General features: G+C 43.8%; 16 protein-coding genes. 8 read left to right on the forward strand and 8 right to left on the reverse strand.

Features of this window, described 5'->3' with window-relative positions; genetic code table 11:
• Positions 1-70 precede the first annotated feature (70 nt).
• The 4 genes from FC83_RS14975 to FC83_RS14990 form a co-directional block, all read right to left on the reverse strand.
• Positions 71-1,261: an NADH-dependent flavin oxidoreductase gene (locus FC83_RS14975; RefSeq protein ID WP_057002952.1), complete on the reverse strand. Its 1,191-nt coding sequence runs from the start codon at positions 1,259-1,261 to the stop codon at positions 71-73.
• Between the two features lie 139 nt (positions 1,262-1,400).
• Positions 1,401-2,297 carry an N-acetylmuramic acid 6-phosphate etherase gene (murQ, locus tag FC83_RS14980; RefSeq protein WP_035454314.1) on the reverse strand — a complete coding sequence of 299 codons (897 nt, stop codon included), beginning with the start codon at positions 2,295-2,297 and terminating at the stop codon, positions 1,401-1,403.
• 193 nt (positions 2,298-2,490) lie between these two features.
• The gene (locus FC83_RS14985; protein WP_035454316.1) at positions 2,491-3,282 is read right to left on the reverse strand and encodes a radical SAM protein; all 792 of its coding nucleotides are present in this window, start codon (positions 3,280-3,282) and stop codon (positions 2,491-2,493) included.
• 30 nt (positions 3,283-3,312) lie between these two features.
• Entirely contained in the window at positions 3,313-5,661 is a 2,349-nt protein-coding gene (locus FC83_RS14990) for a formate C-acetyltransferase (RefSeq protein ID WP_152537764.1), read from the reverse strand.
• 185 nt (positions 5,662-5,846) lie between these two features.
• On the opposite strand from FC83_RS14990, the gene FC83_RS14995 reads away from it, so the two are divergent.
• From FC83_RS14995 to FC83_RS15025, 7 genes are all read left to right on the forward strand, one after another.
• A complete protein-coding gene (locus FC83_RS14995; protein WP_035454321.1) occupies positions 5,847-6,614 on the forward strand; it encodes a DeoR/GlpR family DNA-binding transcription regulator in 768 nt (255 codons plus the stop codon).
• A 13-nt stretch (positions 6,615-6,627) separates the two neighbouring features.
• Complete coding sequence (locus tag FC83_RS15000) at positions 6,628-7,581, forward strand: sugar-binding transcriptional regulator (protein ID WP_035454324.1); 954 nt, start codon at positions 6,628-6,630, stop codon at positions 7,579-7,581.
• An 86-nt stretch (positions 7,582-7,667) separates the two neighbouring features.
• Complete coding sequence (locus tag FC83_RS15005; protein ID WP_035454328.1) at positions 7,668-8,378, forward strand: TIGR00266 family protein; 711 nt, start codon at positions 7,668-7,670, stop codon at positions 8,376-8,378.
• Positions 8,379-8,638: 260 nt separating this feature from the next.
• Positions 8,639-9,340: a fructose-6-phosphate aldolase gene (locus tag FC83_RS15010; RefSeq protein WP_057002953.1), complete on the forward strand. Its 702-nt coding sequence runs from the start codon at positions 8,639-8,641 to the stop codon at positions 9,338-9,340.
• A 244-nt stretch (positions 9,341-9,584) separates the two neighbouring features.
• Positions 9,585-10,049: a PTS sugar transporter subunit IIA gene (locus tag FC83_RS15015; protein ID WP_035454329.1), complete on the forward strand. Its 465-nt coding sequence runs from the start codon at positions 9,585-9,587 to the stop codon at positions 10,047-10,049.
• Positions 10,050-10,069: 20 nt separating this feature from the next.
• A complete protein-coding gene (locus tag FC83_RS15020) occupies positions 10,070-10,384 on the forward strand; it encodes a PTS fructose-like transporter subunit IIB (protein ID WP_035454395.1) in 315 nt (104 codons plus the stop codon).
• Positions 10,385-10,434: 50 nt separating this feature from the next.
• On the forward strand, positions 10,435-11,550 hold the full coding sequence (locus tag FC83_RS15025; protein ID WP_035454331.1) for a PTS fructose transporter subunit IIC: 1,116 nt from the start codon (positions 10,435-10,437) through the stop codon (positions 11,548-11,550).
• Positions 11,551-11,662: 112 nt separating this feature from the next.
• Here the strand turns inward: FC83_RS15025 and FC83_RS15030 are convergent, their stop codons facing one another.
• Genes FC83_RS15030 through FC83_RS15040 form a run of 3 tightly spaced genes read right to left on the reverse strand, consistent with a single transcriptional unit; the run spans position 11,663 to position 13,989 of the window.
• A complete protein-coding gene (locus tag FC83_RS15030) occupies positions 11,663-12,430 on the reverse strand; it encodes an amidohydrolase family protein (protein ID WP_035454334.1) in 768 nt (255 codons plus the stop codon).
• Between the two features lie 23 nt (positions 12,431-12,453).
• Positions 12,454-13,080 (reverse strand): GNAT family N-acetyltransferase, encoded by a 627-nt coding sequence (locus tag FC83_RS15035; RefSeq protein WP_035454337.1) that lies wholly within the window; start codon positions 13,078-13,080, stop codon positions 12,454-12,456.
• 30 nt (positions 13,081-13,110) lie between these two features.
• Positions 13,111-13,989 carry a DegV family protein gene (locus FC83_RS15040; protein WP_035454339.1) on the reverse strand — a complete coding sequence of 293 codons (879 nt, stop codon included), beginning with the start codon at positions 13,987-13,989 and terminating at the stop codon, positions 13,111-13,113.
• Between the two features lie 289 nt (positions 13,990-14,278).
• Here FC83_RS15040 and FC83_RS15045 point away from each other — a divergent pair, with 289 nt between their 5' ends.
• On the forward strand, positions 14,279-14,662 hold the full coding sequence (locus FC83_RS15045; RefSeq protein ID WP_035454341.1) for a DUF805 domain-containing protein: 384 nt from the start codon (positions 14,279-14,281) through the stop codon (positions 14,660-14,662).
• Between the two features lie 163 nt (positions 14,663-14,825).
• Here the strand turns inward: FC83_RS15045 and FC83_RS15050 are convergent, their stop codons facing one another.
• A complete protein-coding gene (locus FC83_RS15050; protein WP_057002954.1) occupies positions 14,826-15,962 on the reverse strand; it encodes a vitamin B12 independent methionine synthase in 1,137 nt (378 codons plus the stop codon).
• Between the last annotated feature and the right edge of the window lie 131 nt (positions 15,963-16,093).

Below are 16,093 nucleotides of genomic sequence, written 5' to 3' on the forward strand. Positions count from 1 at the left end.
TAGCCGTTTTCAGGGCGTAATAAAACGGCTAACTTGGTCTTAAACCTAAGCTAGCCGTGCAATTGTTAAGTTATTCCCCGCCACCTAAGAAGTGGTCCAAGCCAGCATTGGCATCTTGGCGGTCCACTTGTTGCGCGGTGGTTAACGGGATGCCATTGGGGCCGGTGAGGGCTAACAAGATATCTAGGAATGGTGGTTTGATACCTAATTCGTCCAGATCAGCTGGTGAAATGGCGTAGCGAATTGATTTTTCATCGTCAGCTTCGACTTTTTGCACCCATTGGGGTTCCCGTAAAATCTGGCGACCTAGGGCAATGAGTTCAAAGTTAGCATCAGCTGCTTTTTCCGCATCCTGTGGTGTTTGCACATCCCCCACGACGATCATGGGAACTTTACCTTGCAGATGTTGTTGAATCGTTTCGTTCAAAGGCGTGGTGACCTTAGGATCGTTCAGGGATTTACGCCAAACGTCGCCCATGGAAACATGTAAGTAATCAATTGGTTGATCCTTTAAAATGTCCACGAATTTCAAGGTATCTTCAAAGGTAATCCCGGGTTTTTCGATTTCCTCTGGGGAAATACGATAACCGACGATAAATGGCTTTTTAGCGTATTGAGCAACAACTTGGTGAACTTTGGCAATAATTGCCAATGGGAATTTGGTTCTATTTTCGAAACTACCGCCCCATTGGTCCGTCCGTTGGTTGGAGTTAGGGGAGAAGAATTGTTGGATTAAATAAGTGTTGGCGCCATGGATCTCCACCCCATCAAAACCAGCGTCAATGGCTCTTTTTGTGGCGGCGCCAAAATCTTCAATGGTTTCTTCAATTTCCGGCTCCGTTAATGCCCGTGGTGTTTCTGAACCAGCCCGTAAAGCTTTGACGGCACTGGCACTCACTGGCTGTTGGCCCCGTAAGATAGCGGTACTGCTCATGCGGCCGGCTGAGAAGATTTGAATGATGGCCTTGGTGCCGTTTTGTTGGATGGCACTGGCCAGTTTCTTCAAACCAGGGAGATATTTATCATCGGCAATGCTCAATTCGCCTTCAAAACCCTTGCCCAGTTCATTGACATAAGCTACCGCCGTGATAAATAACCCCACACCACCAGTATGTTGGGCATAATAGTCTAGTTCATCTTGAGTCACGTTGCCATCATGAAAAGACATACATTCAGTCATTGGCGGAATGACCATCCGATTTTTCAGTGTGATTGGTTTGTTCGGAAATGAATACGGTTCTAAAAATTTGTATTTTGTCATTATAAAAACGCCCCTTTCACGTCCCATTATACCTGAGCATAGGTAAATGTTAAATGAATCACAATCAGTATAGGCGGTTCAGGCACCAGTTATACCGGCAAATTCCGGGTAGAAGTCTGGCTAGATGGGGTAAATACAGTTATTTTTCCAAGGACTTTCCAACGAATCCTTGGGCTTTGTTCAAGCGGGCTTGGGCCTCTGTTTTGGTTAAGTCCGTTAACAGCATGACAATGGCAAGTTTAACATTTTGATCACTGGCGCTAAAAAAGCGTTCAGCGGTGGCATAGTCACAGTCGGTAGCGGCCATGATGATCTGTTTGGCCCGCTCGATTAATTTGGCATTGGTAGGGCGCACGTCCACCATTAAATTTTGGTAAACTTTACCAATTTTGATCATGGCCGTGGTGGACAACATATTCAAAACTAATTTCTGCGCTGTCCCGGATTTTAAGCGGGTAGATCCGGTCAACACTTCTGGGCCCACCGGCACTTCAATGGCGATTTGGGCGTGTTGACTAATGCAAGCCCCTTGGTTGCAGGCCAGGCTAATGGTACTGGCGCCAATCTGGGCAGCATAATCTAGGCCGCCCAGCACATAAGGGGTGCGGCCACTGGCAGCGATACCCACCACCGTATCTTGGGGGGTTAATTGCCGGGCCTTTAGGGCAGTTGCCGCTAAGTTTTGGTCGTCTTCAGCCCCCTCCACGGCGGTCGTCATGGCGGGCATCCCCCCAGCAATCAACCCCTGGACCATTTCAGGATCGGTGCCAAAAGTGGGGACACACTCCGCCGCATCTAACACGCCCAAGCGCCCCGAAGTCCCGGCGCCAATATAAAATAAGCGACCCTGGTGTTGAAAGCTGTGTACGATTTTTTCAACGGCAGCTTGAATTTGCGGCAAAGCTTTAGCCACATTTTGGGGGACGGTCTGATCTTCGGCATTCATTAGTTTTAAAATAGCGGCGATGGACATGTCATCTAAATGCTGGGATTTATCATTACGTGATTCAGTCATTAATTTATTTAAATCGAACATAAAAACCTCCGGTGTCTCATTGAACGAGACGTTAATGCTGGGTTAATAAGTGATAGGTTTATCGTAAGTCATCATGAGGATATTTCAAGTCTAGCATATCAACTGGTTGGATTTAGGAAATGATGACTAAAAAAATAAATCAACTTCAGACAACCTAGTTGATTTATTTAGACAGGAACTAATTTAACTTAGCTTATTCTAGACCACTGACCACCGCTTTGATTTCACGGGCTGCAAAGAAATCATGGATGTGACTGACTTCGGCAGCTGTTAATAAAGGGGTGTCTTTTAAAGTATAGGGCCATTTAAGGTAATCGTATTTTTGACTGCCATATTGATGGAAGGGAAGAATATGAACTTCTCGAATACCTAGACTGGTCACATAGTCAGCAATCTGTTGAAGGTTATCCCAGGGGGTGGTAAAACCTGGAATCAGCGGAATTCTAGGGATGACCGTCGTGTCATCAGCCGCTAAAGCCGCTTCAAAACTGGCTTTAACCCAAGCGGTATTGTCACCAATGATTTGTTTGGATCTTTGTAAAGCCATTATTTTTAAGTCGAATAACACATAATCAGTATAGGGCAAGACCTTTTGGATGGCTGTTAGTGGTAGCGCACCAGTGGTTTCAATGGCCGTGCTAATCCCCAATGCCTGGGACGCCTTTAAAATATTAGCTGAAAAATCTGCTTGCATGAGACATTCACCTCCAGAAAGGGTCACACCACCCCCAGAGTTACGGTAGAAGACTTCATCTTTTTCAATCTCTGCCATGACTTCAGCCACGGTTAACCACTTGGTAATGGTCTCTGTTTGCCCATTTTTAACCCAAGTCAGGGGTTTAACCGCCCCTTGAGATTCAGGATTACTGCACCAAGGACAATGCAGAGGACAGCCCTGGAGAAATATGATCGTACGAATACCCGGACCATCGTGCACCGAGTAGCGTTGAATGTTAAATACTAAACCTTGGTCACCTGCCGCCATTTTAAAAACCTCCCAAAAGATTGCTGATCATTAAAGTGTGTGTTCAGCCCGCCGAATGATATCGTCTTGAATCCGTTTGTTCAGATCTACAAAGAAGGCGCTATAACCGGCCACACGGACTACTAGGCCAGCATAGTTTTCAGGATGCTTTTGGGCGTCAAGCAACGTTTCTTTGGATTGAACATTAAATTGCACATGGCGAATTTTCAACTGGGTAAAGGCCATTAAGAAATCAGCGAACTTTTTCAAGCCAGCGGGGCCTTTTAAGGTATTCGGTGAAAATTTTAAGTTTAATAAGCTGCCGTTGACGGCGAGGGTGTTATCTATTTTACTGACAGATTTTAAGACGGCGGTTGGACCTAATTTGTCACGGCCCACCATGGGAGACAAGCCACCATCGGCTAATTGCTCATGGGCTTTGCGGCCATCTGGGGTGGCACCCACATCTTCACCTAAAGGAATATGGGCGGAAACCGTGTAGGCACCGGCGTTAAATTCCCCGCCGCGAATATTACGGTATTTGCCTAGTTCCAGGGCATAGTGCCGGAAGAACTTGGCACATTCCAGGTCCAATTCAGGATTGTCGTTACCATATTTGTCAACATCTTGAATCAAGTGTTGCCGTAAGGCTTCACCAGTTGCACCGGCAAAATTATGCGCTAAGTGAGTCACGAGTTCTTTGAAGGTCAACTCGTGATTTTCAAAGACGACTTGTTTAATGGCATATAAGGCATCCGCTAAGTTGGGTTCACCAATACCCTGCACCCCAGAGAAGTTATAACGGGCCCCACCGGCTGTGACATCTTGGCCATTTTTTAGGCAATCTGCGATCAATGCGGATAAAAAAGGCGTCGGGGCGAACTGACGATGGCCCAAGTCCACCACATCAGAGCCGGTGGTCACGATTTTCACATAAGCATCAATCTTATCCAGAATATGTTGCCGTAATTTAGCATAGGTCACAGTGGGATCATTTTCCAAATCATAAAGGGCCAATTCCATAATGCGCAATAAGTTGAATAGGGCGATATCATGGAGGCCATAGGTTTTACCAGGAATGGTAGTTTCAACACAACCCACCACGGCATAATCTCTGGCATCGTCTAAAGAAACGCCCTTGCTTAGAAAACCTGGGACACAGACTTCATCATTAAACAGCATTGGGATTCCGGTGCCGTAGCGAATGGTCTCACAAGTTTTCATCAAGAAGCGCTGGGGGATCTGCGTGTTGATCCGGACAGACAGGTTTGGCTGGGGGAGTTGGATGGCCTGGTAGAGGTCTAACATTTGATAGGATAAGTCGTTGACCGCATATTGTCCATATTTGTCTAGACCCCCTAACGCCACGGTATAACCGGTTGGGAAGCCGGCAAAACATTTAGCACTTTCAGCACTTCTTAACAAGACCACATCGTTCGTTTTCAGGTAGAAGTCACCTAAGACTTCCCGCAGAAATGTTTTTGGGACTTGGGCTTTTTGGGACATCTGATAAAAAGGATATAGGTACTGATCCATCCGGCCTAAGGATAATGAAGAAGCGTTGGATTCGTATTGACCAACAATGCTAGTCAGCCACAGAAGTTGTAAGGCCTCATAGAAACTTTTTGGGGCTTTTGTTTTTAAGCGCCGACACATGGCCGCCATTTCTTGCAATTCAATCTTGCGATAAGCAGGGGTTGCTGGATCTTGCGCCATGGTTTCGGCTAATTGTGCGTAACGTTCAAAGTGACGCTGCATACCTTGAAATACTAATTGGGCACTTTGATAGAAATCATTGGCCGGTTGTTGATCAATGTGTGTTTGAACTAAATCCAAGAGATATTGAATACCATGATTTAAAATCACGGGGAAGTCCATGATGATATGACCTTGGCCCTTATCAGTCTGGTTTAATTTAATCACTAAATCATCTTCAGCTTGTTTAACGTCGGCAGGGATTTTGGCGTTGATAAAGTCTTTCATGGATTGATTGGTCCAATAGGGGAGGAGTTTTTCCCGATAATAAGTCTTATCAGCCGCTGTAAATTCAAATTCATCTTGGGGTCGCTGGGCAATGGTGTCAATTTCTTTCATGATCCAATAAGGGTCCATTTCCGGAGACAAAATACCACTTCTGGGGCGGATCGTTCGGTTACCAACAAGAAGTTCCCCTGGCCGAATGCTAATTTGAACATTGTCTAATATGTGTACGGTTGCTTTGGCCCGCCGCATAATCGTAGGTTCGCCAACAGTTTTTTGATAGCTTTCAGTATAAAGTTTGGCCCTTTCCAAGGAAATCTGACGTTTTTGGGCAAATAGATGTTGCTTCATTTCTGGCAAAAGGGAATGCGGTCGCACACTTTCAAAACTGGGAATTGTTTTGGATAACGTTGAAGCCATGATGATCAGCCCTCCTAGTAACTTAATTTCAAGATTAGTATAGCTTATTTTTGCAAAAGTTCCAAGAAAAACTTGGATTTAAGGCAAAAATAGCCTAATTTTGCACAAAAGTGCCAATATTTATTTGGAAATTAATTGGAATTGCCTTATAATGAAAGCATCAATAAATTTAATGGAGAGACATTATGAAAGCTGATCAGATACAACAACGTCGTGAAGCGATGTTAGCCATGTTACGGGCTAAAAAAAGTGTAAAAATCCGAGAATTCGTTACCCAGTTTAAAGTGTCTGACGAAACGATTCGAAAAGACCTTGAGATATTAAGTCAGCAGGGCCTTGTAATCAAACAATTTGGGAAAGCTGTCTTGGTGCCAAATATACCTTTGACGCCAGTGGCACAACGAACCGATATTCATCAGGCTGATAAAGAAAAGATTGCCGCAACGACTTTTGATTTATTACCTAAGCGGCCGTTAACCATTGGCTTAGATCAGGGGAGTACGGTGTCAACTTTTGCCCGTTTATTAAGCACTGTCCCGGATTTGACGATTATCACCAGTTCACTATTGTCTTTAATTGCATTGCAGAGCACAACGAATACCCTTTATAGTACCGGGGGTCGTTACAATGTCTCAGACATGTCCTTTCAAGGGACTTCCCCCCAAGCAACTTACGCCCAGATACAGCTAGATTATTGTTTTTTAGGTTCAAGTGGGGTCGCCGATCGCGCTGGTTTTTGCTCTTCTAGTTTTGGGGATGCGGAAATGAAACGCCAATTAATGAAAAATAGCACCAATAAAGTTTTGTTGATCGACAAGTCTAAATTTCAAGTTTCATCTTTGGTTCAGGTGGGAACTTGGGATCAAGTGGACCATGTCATTACCAATTTGGATCCAGATTCAAAAGACTATCAAAAAATCAGTCAACTAACCCATGTGATTGCCGTACGTTGAGGGGAGGATAGGGATGAATAATGATAAGAAACGCCTATTAGCGAAAGTGGCATATTTGTATTTTATCGAAGACTACACCCAAGCTGAAATTTCTAAGGAATTGAATATTTATCGGACCACGATTAGTCGTATGTTGAAGCAAGCGAAGGATTTAGGGATTGTGAGTATTAAAATTAACGACTTCGATACAGACTTGTTTGACCTTGAAATGACTTTAAAAGAGAAATTTCAGCTTAAAAATATTCTCATTATTCCTAGCTATCCCAAAGAAAGCAACAAAAGTAAAGATCAACGCCTGTCCCTAGCAGCGGCTTTGTACTTGAAACGGATCATTAAACCCAAGGATATCGTGGGATTTGCCTGGGGCTCTGTATTGGTGGGGATGATTGGCCAATTACAAAATCCAGTGAAAACAGAAGCCACCTTTGTCCCCTTAGTTGGCGGACCTAGTCCTTCAAATTCTCAATATCATGTGAATGGCATTGTGTATGATGCGGCCAGGCAATTTGGTGGTAAAAGCTTATTTGTAGATGCAGCGGCGGTTCAAGAATCAAAGTATATTCGGGATGGCATTATCAATTCCCAATATTTCAGTGATATTCGCCGGCTATGGGCGCATCTAGATATTGCGTTTGTGGGGATAGGGGGACCGTTAACCAATAGTGCCAGTCGTTGGCGTGATTTACTAACTGACGAAGACCGCGTATTGTTGCGGGAACGTCAGGCTATTGGGGATTGTTGTTGTACTTTTTTTGATCGTCATGGCAAAATTTTGACGGGTAGCTTATTAGATCGGACCATTGCCGTGCCGCTAGACAATCTGCGCCAAGTCCCCAATGCAATAGGGGTGGCACGGTCTTTGACTAAAGCACCTTCTATCAAGGCTCTGTTAGCCATGGGGATTTTAAATACCTTGATCACTGACGAGGAAACGGCAACCCGTATATTAGAAATCTCATCAAAATAGTTGTTTTACCAAGTGGTCATAATCAGCGGGCTAGTAAATTATTTGCTATACTAAGCTAAAATAAACTTTAAGAGGAGCTGGAATGATTGGACTACACAATTTCTAAAGACACTGCTTTTCCCACGGTGACATTACATCTGCATAAGGGTGAACAAGTTCAAATTGAGCGGGGCTCGATGATTGCCCATAATGGTCAAGTTGCCTTGGAGGGCCATATGAATAGCAATGGTAAAAAGGGCTTTGGTGGTGTGTTGAGCGCATTGGGGCGCTCGGTCACTAGTGGTGAAAGCTTCTTTATTACAACGGCCACCGGTAATTCCGATAACGGTGAGTTATTGATTGCACCAGCTAACCCGGGGGCGATCCGGGAATTGAAGACTGATGGATCTCAGCAGTGGCGCTTGAATACTAGTGCGTATTTAGCCTCAGATGAGGGCACTGGCTATCAAATGGTCCGGCAAAAATTGAGTGGCGCGGTTTTCGGCGGTACCGGTGGGCTTTTCGTCATGGAGACAGAAGGCAGCGGGACCTTTTTAGTGTCAGGTTATGCTGATATTATATCGGTTGAGCTACAAGGTGATGATGAATATGTCGTGGACAACAGCAACGTCGTGGCCTGGAGCCAAAGCCTGAACTATAATATTGAAGTTGCCAGTGGCACCTTTGGGTTTAAGACGGGGGAAGGCTTAGTGAACCATTTTCAAGGCACGGGTACAATTCTGATTCAGACCCGAAGTATTGAAGGCCTGGCTAATTTATTGCAACCGTATTTTCCAGACAATAGCGGTAGCAACTAAACATTAGATTAAGTCCAAATAAAACCCGAGCATGATTTTTGGAAAATGAAAATCATGCTCGGGTTTTTGTGTCTTAAAATTTCAACAATTATCAATTCGGTATTTGCACATATGTGCAAATACAATCGTACCGAAAAAGTGAACGGTGCAGAACCATTGGATTAAAACCCTATTTGTAAAAAAACGGCTCAGAAAACATATAAAAATTTGTTGGTCGCTGTTATTGTGTAACTATCAACAAGACGAGAGGGAGTTTGGACATGGAATTTTTACTAGACACAGTGCATATACCAGATATTGAGAAATATAATGCCATCATACCTTTGAGTGGTGTGACATCTAATCCAACGATTTGTAAAAAAGAAGGCCACTTTGAATTCTTTGATCACATGTGCCAAATTCGGCATATTTTAGGACCAGATAAAAGTTTACACGTGCAAGTTGTTGGACAAACTGCCGAAGCGATGATTGCTGATGCCCATATGATTTTAAAAGAAATCGATGACCAGGTATTCATTAAAGTACCAACTAATGAAGCGGGCTTAACGGCAATTAAACAGTTGAAGCATGAAGGTGTCCACATTACAGCGACAGCAATTTATACTGAATTCCAAGGGCTGTTGGCAATTCAAGCTGGGGCTGATTATATTGCCCCTTATTATAATCGGATGGCAAATATGAACATTGATGCTGCTGCAGTTGTGCAGGCGTTTGCCAATGCCATTAACGCTAATCAAGCGAATACTAAAATCTTGGCAGCCAGTTTTCATAATGTTGCCCAGGTAACTACCGCGTTAGCCTGTGGGGCCCAAGCCGTGACTATGGGCGTAGACATTTTGAAATCCGGTTTGGGGATGCCAGCCATTGGCCAAGCCGTTGCTGATTTTACCCAAGATTGGGAAGAAAACTTTGGGGCCCACCAAACGGTAGCAAGTTTACCGACGGAAACACCGCAAATTTAAAAATACGATATTGTTCTCAAAATCCTTCAGGCTAGATCCAAACGTTCTGAAGGATTAAATTTTAAGTTAGAATTGCACATATGTGCATAAAATGAATTATGTTAGTCCCTAATTAGTTGGCAAAGTCGTGAGATAACGCTATTGCATGAAATGAAAGCGCTTTATATATCTGGGAATTATTTAGCTTTGCTGCCAGATCAAGTATGCTAATGTCATAGAGGCAAAAGTATTGGAGGGTTCGAATATGGAAATAGTGACTAAAGATATCATTAATCTTGATTTAAAGACACAAGATAAAAACGATGCAATTCGACAATTGGGTCAACTATTGAATAAAGCGGGACGCCTGAACAATCTTGAAGGATATATTCAAAATGTGATTAAACGCGAAACATTAACAACAACTGGCATTGGGTTCGGCATTGCAATTCCCCATGGCAAAACGGATGCTGTCAAAGATATTTCAGTTGCGATTGCAAGGCTGCATGAACCTATTGACTGGGCTTCTCTGGATGGTGGCAAAGTTGATTTGATATTTCAATTAGCCGTTCCGGAAAGTAGTAAGGGCGATGAACACCTTAGGCTGTTATCAGCATTATCCAGAAATTTAATACATGAGGACTTTAGAAATAAAATCAGAACTAGTCAAACAGCTCAAGAGGTTATCGATCTTATTAGTCAATCTTTAACGAAAGCATTGGAGGTATAGACATGAACGAAGTAAAACCAATTAATCTTGTCGGCGTTACAGCTTGTCCTTCTGGCGTTGCCCATACGTATATGGCCGCTGAAAGTTTAGAAACTGCTGCTAAAGCTGCCGGCTGTGACGTACATGTTGAAACACAGGGGCAAATTGGCATTGAAAATCAATTATCTACGGCAGCCATTAAGGCCGCGGATGTCGTCATTTTAACCAATGACATTGGAATCAAAAATGAAGATCGGTTCAAAGGCAAATTAGTACTGCGGGTATCGTCTGGTGATTTGATTGGGAAATCTCCAATTATTGTTAAAAAACTCATGGCAAAATTAGCTGAAGTGTAGTTGCTAATACAATTGAAGAGACAGGTCAGTCTTATTAAGAGGTGAAAATAATGTGGCATGAATTAGGACAACTGATGAAAGATACTAAGAAACATTTAATGACAGGTGTCTCCTATATGATTCCATTTGTTGTAGCTGGTGGTGTTTTATTGGCATTGAGTGTGCTATTTTCTGGAAAATCGGCAGTACCAACTAGTGGGGCCTTGGCAAAATTAGCCGGGATTGGAACAGCTGGATTAGGTTTAATGGTGCCAATTCTATCTGGTTATATTGCCTATTCCATGGCAGATCGACCAGGGTTAGCACCTGGTATCATTGGCGGCTATTTAGCCAATGCAATTGGTGCCGGATTTATCGGCGGTATTATTTCAGGATTACTAGCGGGTATCACGGTATTCTTTATTCGGCGGATTAAAGTGCCCAGTGCACTCCAATCAGTGATGCCGATTTTCATTATCCCCTTAGTTAGTACAATTATTGTTGGTGGTTTTATGCAATGGGTGATTGGGTTACCAATTGCTAATTTGATGAAGGCCTTGTCAGCTTGGTTGAACGGTTTAGGTACAGGAAATTCAATTATTTTGGGCTTAGTTTTAGGTGCAATGATTGGTTTTGATATGGGTGGTCCAGTTAACAAAGTTGCCTACAGTTTTGGCGTTGCCATGGTAGGCACGATCAATGCATCAACTGGGTTACCAAGTCATTCGGCCATGGTTATTATGGCAGGAATCGGCGTCGCTATCTGTGTGCCGCCACTGGCCATGGGTGTAGCGACAATTGTTGCCCCTAAAAAATTTACGACAGAAGAACGTGAATCTGGGAAAGCGGCAATTGTCATGGGGCTGGTTGGTATTTCTGAAGGGGCTATCCCATTTGCAGCGGGTGATCCATTAAGGGTCATTCCAGCAAACATTATTGGCGCTTCAGTAGCCAGTGCAACGGCTATGGGTTTAGCCGCTGGTAATCCAGCACCTTGGGGTGGTTGGATCGTGGCACTGGTTGCACAAAAACCATGGGCCTACCTATTGGCCTCGTTAATTGGTGTGGCAATTACGGCAACAATAGTCATTGCCTTAAAGAAAAATGTGAGTACTGTCGCAACGGATGCTAAGGCAGAAATCGACGACAATGATGATTTTCAATTGGACGACTTGAAAGTACTATAAAATAATCCGGACAATAAAAAACGACGTAATTTGAAGTTACGCCGTTTTTTCTACAATCAGCCAAGAGAAAGTTGCTATTAAAGGACTTTCTTTTTATTTGGCTATTGTTCTATCATAAGTACCAATTCTCGCCGTTGGATCGTAACACCTTTTCAATAGCTTTTGGATCATGGTGTAAAGCTTCAGCAACCAAATCCACGTCTGCCATGGTAAAACTATATTTAGCCCGGGTGCCAGGTAAGTCACTGCCGAAAATTAGACCGTCAGGATTTTCCTGATACAATCCCGGAATTAACGCGGTCAATTCAGCACGGCTATAAGCAACCCGACCAAAGCCAGTGAGCCGTAACGGGATACCCGCGGCTAATAGGCGCTTGAGGTCATCGTTGGCGACTTTGGCCATCCCTAAATGATCAATGGAGACCTTAGGCAAAGCCAAAATTAGTTTTAACAGGGCCGGGTCAGCCGTAGCCAGATTCAAATAAAACTCGGTTTGCCAGCCGCATAGATCATAAACCCGCCGAGCTAATGTTTGTACATCTGCTAAAGGTGTGCCTAACCCCCGGTAAAAGTTAAAGCGAATCCCCTTGATCCCAATCCCATCTAAACGGCGGATTGCTTGATCAGTGGTATCGGTGGGTAATTGGGTGATGCCTACAAAATTTTTCCCCAGCGCTTTTAGAACTGGCTCAAAATAAGTTTGATCATTGCCTTGAAAGGAACCCGACACCACGGCACCACCTGTGGCAGTCAAGCCCAATTCCTGGAGCTGTGTTAGATATTGCTCGGTGGTATAAGGTGCGGGTAAAAAGCCATTATTTTCAATTAAAGGGAAGGCGGGATCAATAATATGAAAATGACTGTCAAATATTTTTTGCATCACGATGTCCTTTCAGGCCAGTGCTACTGGAGTTGACCGGGTAGTCTCAATTTTTGCTTAGGCGGAAATTGTCGGTCGAATTCGGCCACAGCCTTGGAATCGACCGTATAGCCAACCGGGTCTTCATAAGTCCCAGAGCGTCCGTTCAAGGTGCCAGGAATAAGTTCATGTATCAAGAAATAAGGCACAACTTGCTCTCGGGGTTCAGCAGCATAATGGATGTCCAGCTGACTGCCCACCACAAAGCCAAACCGGCCATAAAAATCCAAATTACCGGTAATGGCGATCACGGCGTAGCCTAAGTTGGTGGCTCGTTTCATGGAATTCTGAAGTAAAATACCACCGTAGCCTTGGTGTTGGTACTTAGGCGCAATACTCAAAGGCCCAAAGGTCACAATTGGTAAGACTTGGCCGGCATCTAAATTAATTTGGGCTTTTACATACATAATATGACCGATGATCTGATCATTGACCCACAGCCCCAGATTCAAATCAGCAATTAATTCCGGCCGGCCTTGAAATTGATGGACAATGTAATGCTCGGTGGCCCCAGGCTGATAAACATTCCAAAAAGCTTCCCGGGTCAAGTACTCAATTGCCGGATAGTCAGCCGGTTGGATGGGTTTGATTTGATAATTTGAAAGTGCCATAGCACACCTCCCTAACAATTAAACTAAAATTTAGCGCTTGTCACCCCAGAAAAACAGGGCAATCGTTCCGGGACCTGTATGGGAGCCAATCGTTGTTCCGATGTGATTGATTTCAACGGGACCATTTAATTTTGGAAACCGGGCTTCGATCATGGTTGCCACATTTTTGGCATCATCATAAAAAGCTGATTGAGAAATATAGCATTTACCACTGTAGTCAGTGCCTTGTTCAGCATGGGCCACCATTTGATCCACCAGCGCTTTTTCTGCCAATTTTTTACCCCGTAATTTTTTTCTCGGGGTTAAGTGACCGGTGGCATCCATATCTAATAAGGGCACGATATGAAATTGGGTGCCGAACCAGCCGGATACTTTGGACAAGCGGCCCAAGCGGACATAGTAGCTGAGATCCGTGGAGATGAACCAGTGATGGACGCTTAGTTTATTTTCTTCAGCCCAACTTTTAACCGCATCAATGGATTTGCCGGCGTCACGTAAATCGGCCAATTTATCCATCAGCAGCCCATAGCCTGAAGAGGCTGCCAGAGAATCGATAATTTCAATTTTGCGCTGGGGATACTTGGCGTCCAATTGTTCCTTAGCCACCATGGCCGCATTCATCACTCCGGACAGGCCACTTGATAAGGAGACGTGCAAAATATCTTGGCCAGCTTCTAGGAAGCGGGTGAAATATTGAATGAATTCGGCAACGTTGACTTGTGATGTTTCAGTCTGGGCCCCATTGGCCATTTCGGCATAAAACTCATCAAAGGGGATGGATTGCCCCAAGTCGTCAAGATATTGTTTACCATCAATGGAAAAGTGGAACGGCACATAATGGATCTGACGGGCATCGAAGTGTGCCTGGCTCAGATCAGCTGTGGATTCACAACTTAAAATGAATGACATTTGATAAAATTCCTCCCTTATATTATTACGCTAAATTAAGTCTATCAGTGTCGCTTAAAAAAAGATACGGGCAGGGCTCAATATCTAGTTAGGGTGTGGTTAAGACGAAAAATAACCTTAAAATGATGCTGACCGCTGAATAGTGGATTTACGGGGGTGCTCTGACTGTGCAAGGCACAACGTAACAGCGAATCCTTAAAAATCGACAACTATTTAAGCAACGTGCTAAGATTAGTATAGTAGCTGTGTCTGACAAGCTACTGATTCAAAATTTGGGGGAATGATATAGATGCAGTCAATCAAAGAATTTTTTACAAAAATGTTTGTGTTTAGCGCCAGTGCCACGCGAAAGCAGTTTTGGGTGCCGTATTTTGGCATTATCATCATCACGATTTTAATGGCCTACGCAACTGGCAGTACTGAATACCTTCGAACTGAGAAGTTCAATTTGCAGCTGACGGGAGCCTCAATTACCTTTGGTATCTATTTACTGGTGGTCTGGTTAGCCAATTTTACGCTAACCGCGCGGCGCCTCCACGATACCAATCGCAGTAATTGGTGGATTTTTATCCAATTAGTCCCTTTGATCGGGGCCATTTGGTATCTAGTCTTGCTTTTGCTGCCTAGTAAGGCCGAGACGCGCTGGCCAAAGAATCAATCAGAAGTGCACTAACAGCGAAAAATTATGAATGGGACTGGTTACCAAGCGTTTCAGACATATTTTAATAAATTAATTTTCTAGTGAGAAAATTTTAAACAGGCACCTAATTTCAGGTCAATTGAAATTAGGTGCCTGTTTATATTGGCTATTTTTAATGGATTAGGGGTGGATTATATTAAGCTTGACCCCAAACAGCCGTGGCCACTTTTTTAACCAAGGTTAATTTAGCCCATTGTTGGGCTTCAGTCAGCTTATTACCTTCAGCTGTGGATGCAAAGCCGCATTGGGTAGATAAGGCTAAGTTTTCTAAAGGCACATATTTGGTAGCTTCTTGGATACGTTGTTTCAAAGTCGCTTCTGTTTCTAGTTCAGGCGTTTTAGAAGTAACCAGGCCTAAAACCAGGCGACTATTGGGCTGGCCGGCATGGAGTTCAGCCAATGGTGAGAAGTCCCCAGAACGTTCATTATCGTACTCCAAGAAAAAACCAGCATAAGGCAGTTGTTTCAAATATTTAATGACTGGGGCATAACCACCGGTGAATAAGAAGGTGGAATGGAAATTACCCCGGCAAATATGGGTGGTGACGGTTAAGTCCTGGGGTAGATCTTGTAAGATGGCTTGGAGGACAGTCGTGAATTCTTCGCCCCATTTTTCATATTTGGCATGTTCGGCCGGTTTGTCTTTGGTGTCATTTAGTTGTTCGATCAAGTAAGCCCAAGAGGTGTCGTCTAATTGGATATAACGGGCGCCTAATTCATAGAAATGTAAAACCGTCTCATGATAAGCCTTGGCCAAATCATCTAAATAATCTTGGCGATTGTCATAAAAATCCGTCACATTGTGGACTAAGTTGTCCCGGATGATCAACGAAGGCGAAGGAATGGTTTGCTTCGGGACAATACCTTTAGGGGTCACACTTTTTAGATATTGGAAAGCTTTGAAGAAGGGATGTTCAGGGTTATAAGCAACTTTGCCAACTAAAGTGACATCATCGGAGGTCAAAGCCTCTCCCTTAAAACCATAGTGATTGCCCTTAGGGACTTTATTGACACCCGTTAAGCCCCATAAGAAATCCAAATGCCACCAGCGCCGGCTGAATTCGCCGTCGGTCACATCTTTGAAACCTAAAGCAGCCTGTTTTTCAACCACCCGCTTGATTTCCTGATGTTGAACGGTTTCTAATTGGGCTTGGTCAATTTTGCCGGCCTCAAAATCACTGTGGGCCTGTTTTAAAGCTGCTGGGCGTAATAAACTGCCTACTAAATCATACCGAAATGGCGCTTTGGTTGTTGTTAAAGTTGATGCTGTCATATAATTTACCTCCAGATTTTAATGTCAAAAAAAACACCCCTTGACTGCCAATATTTAGCAATCAAGGGGCGAATGCATCGCGTTACCACCCTTAGTTCGTGTCACTGGTCGCCCAGGACAGCTCAAAGTAC

It is taken from the genome of Agrilactobacillus composti DSM 18527 = JCM 14202, assembly GCF_001436375.1.
Taxonomy (GTDB): Bacteria; Bacillota; Bacilli; order Lactobacillales; family Lactobacillaceae; genus Agrilactobacillus; species Agrilactobacillus composti.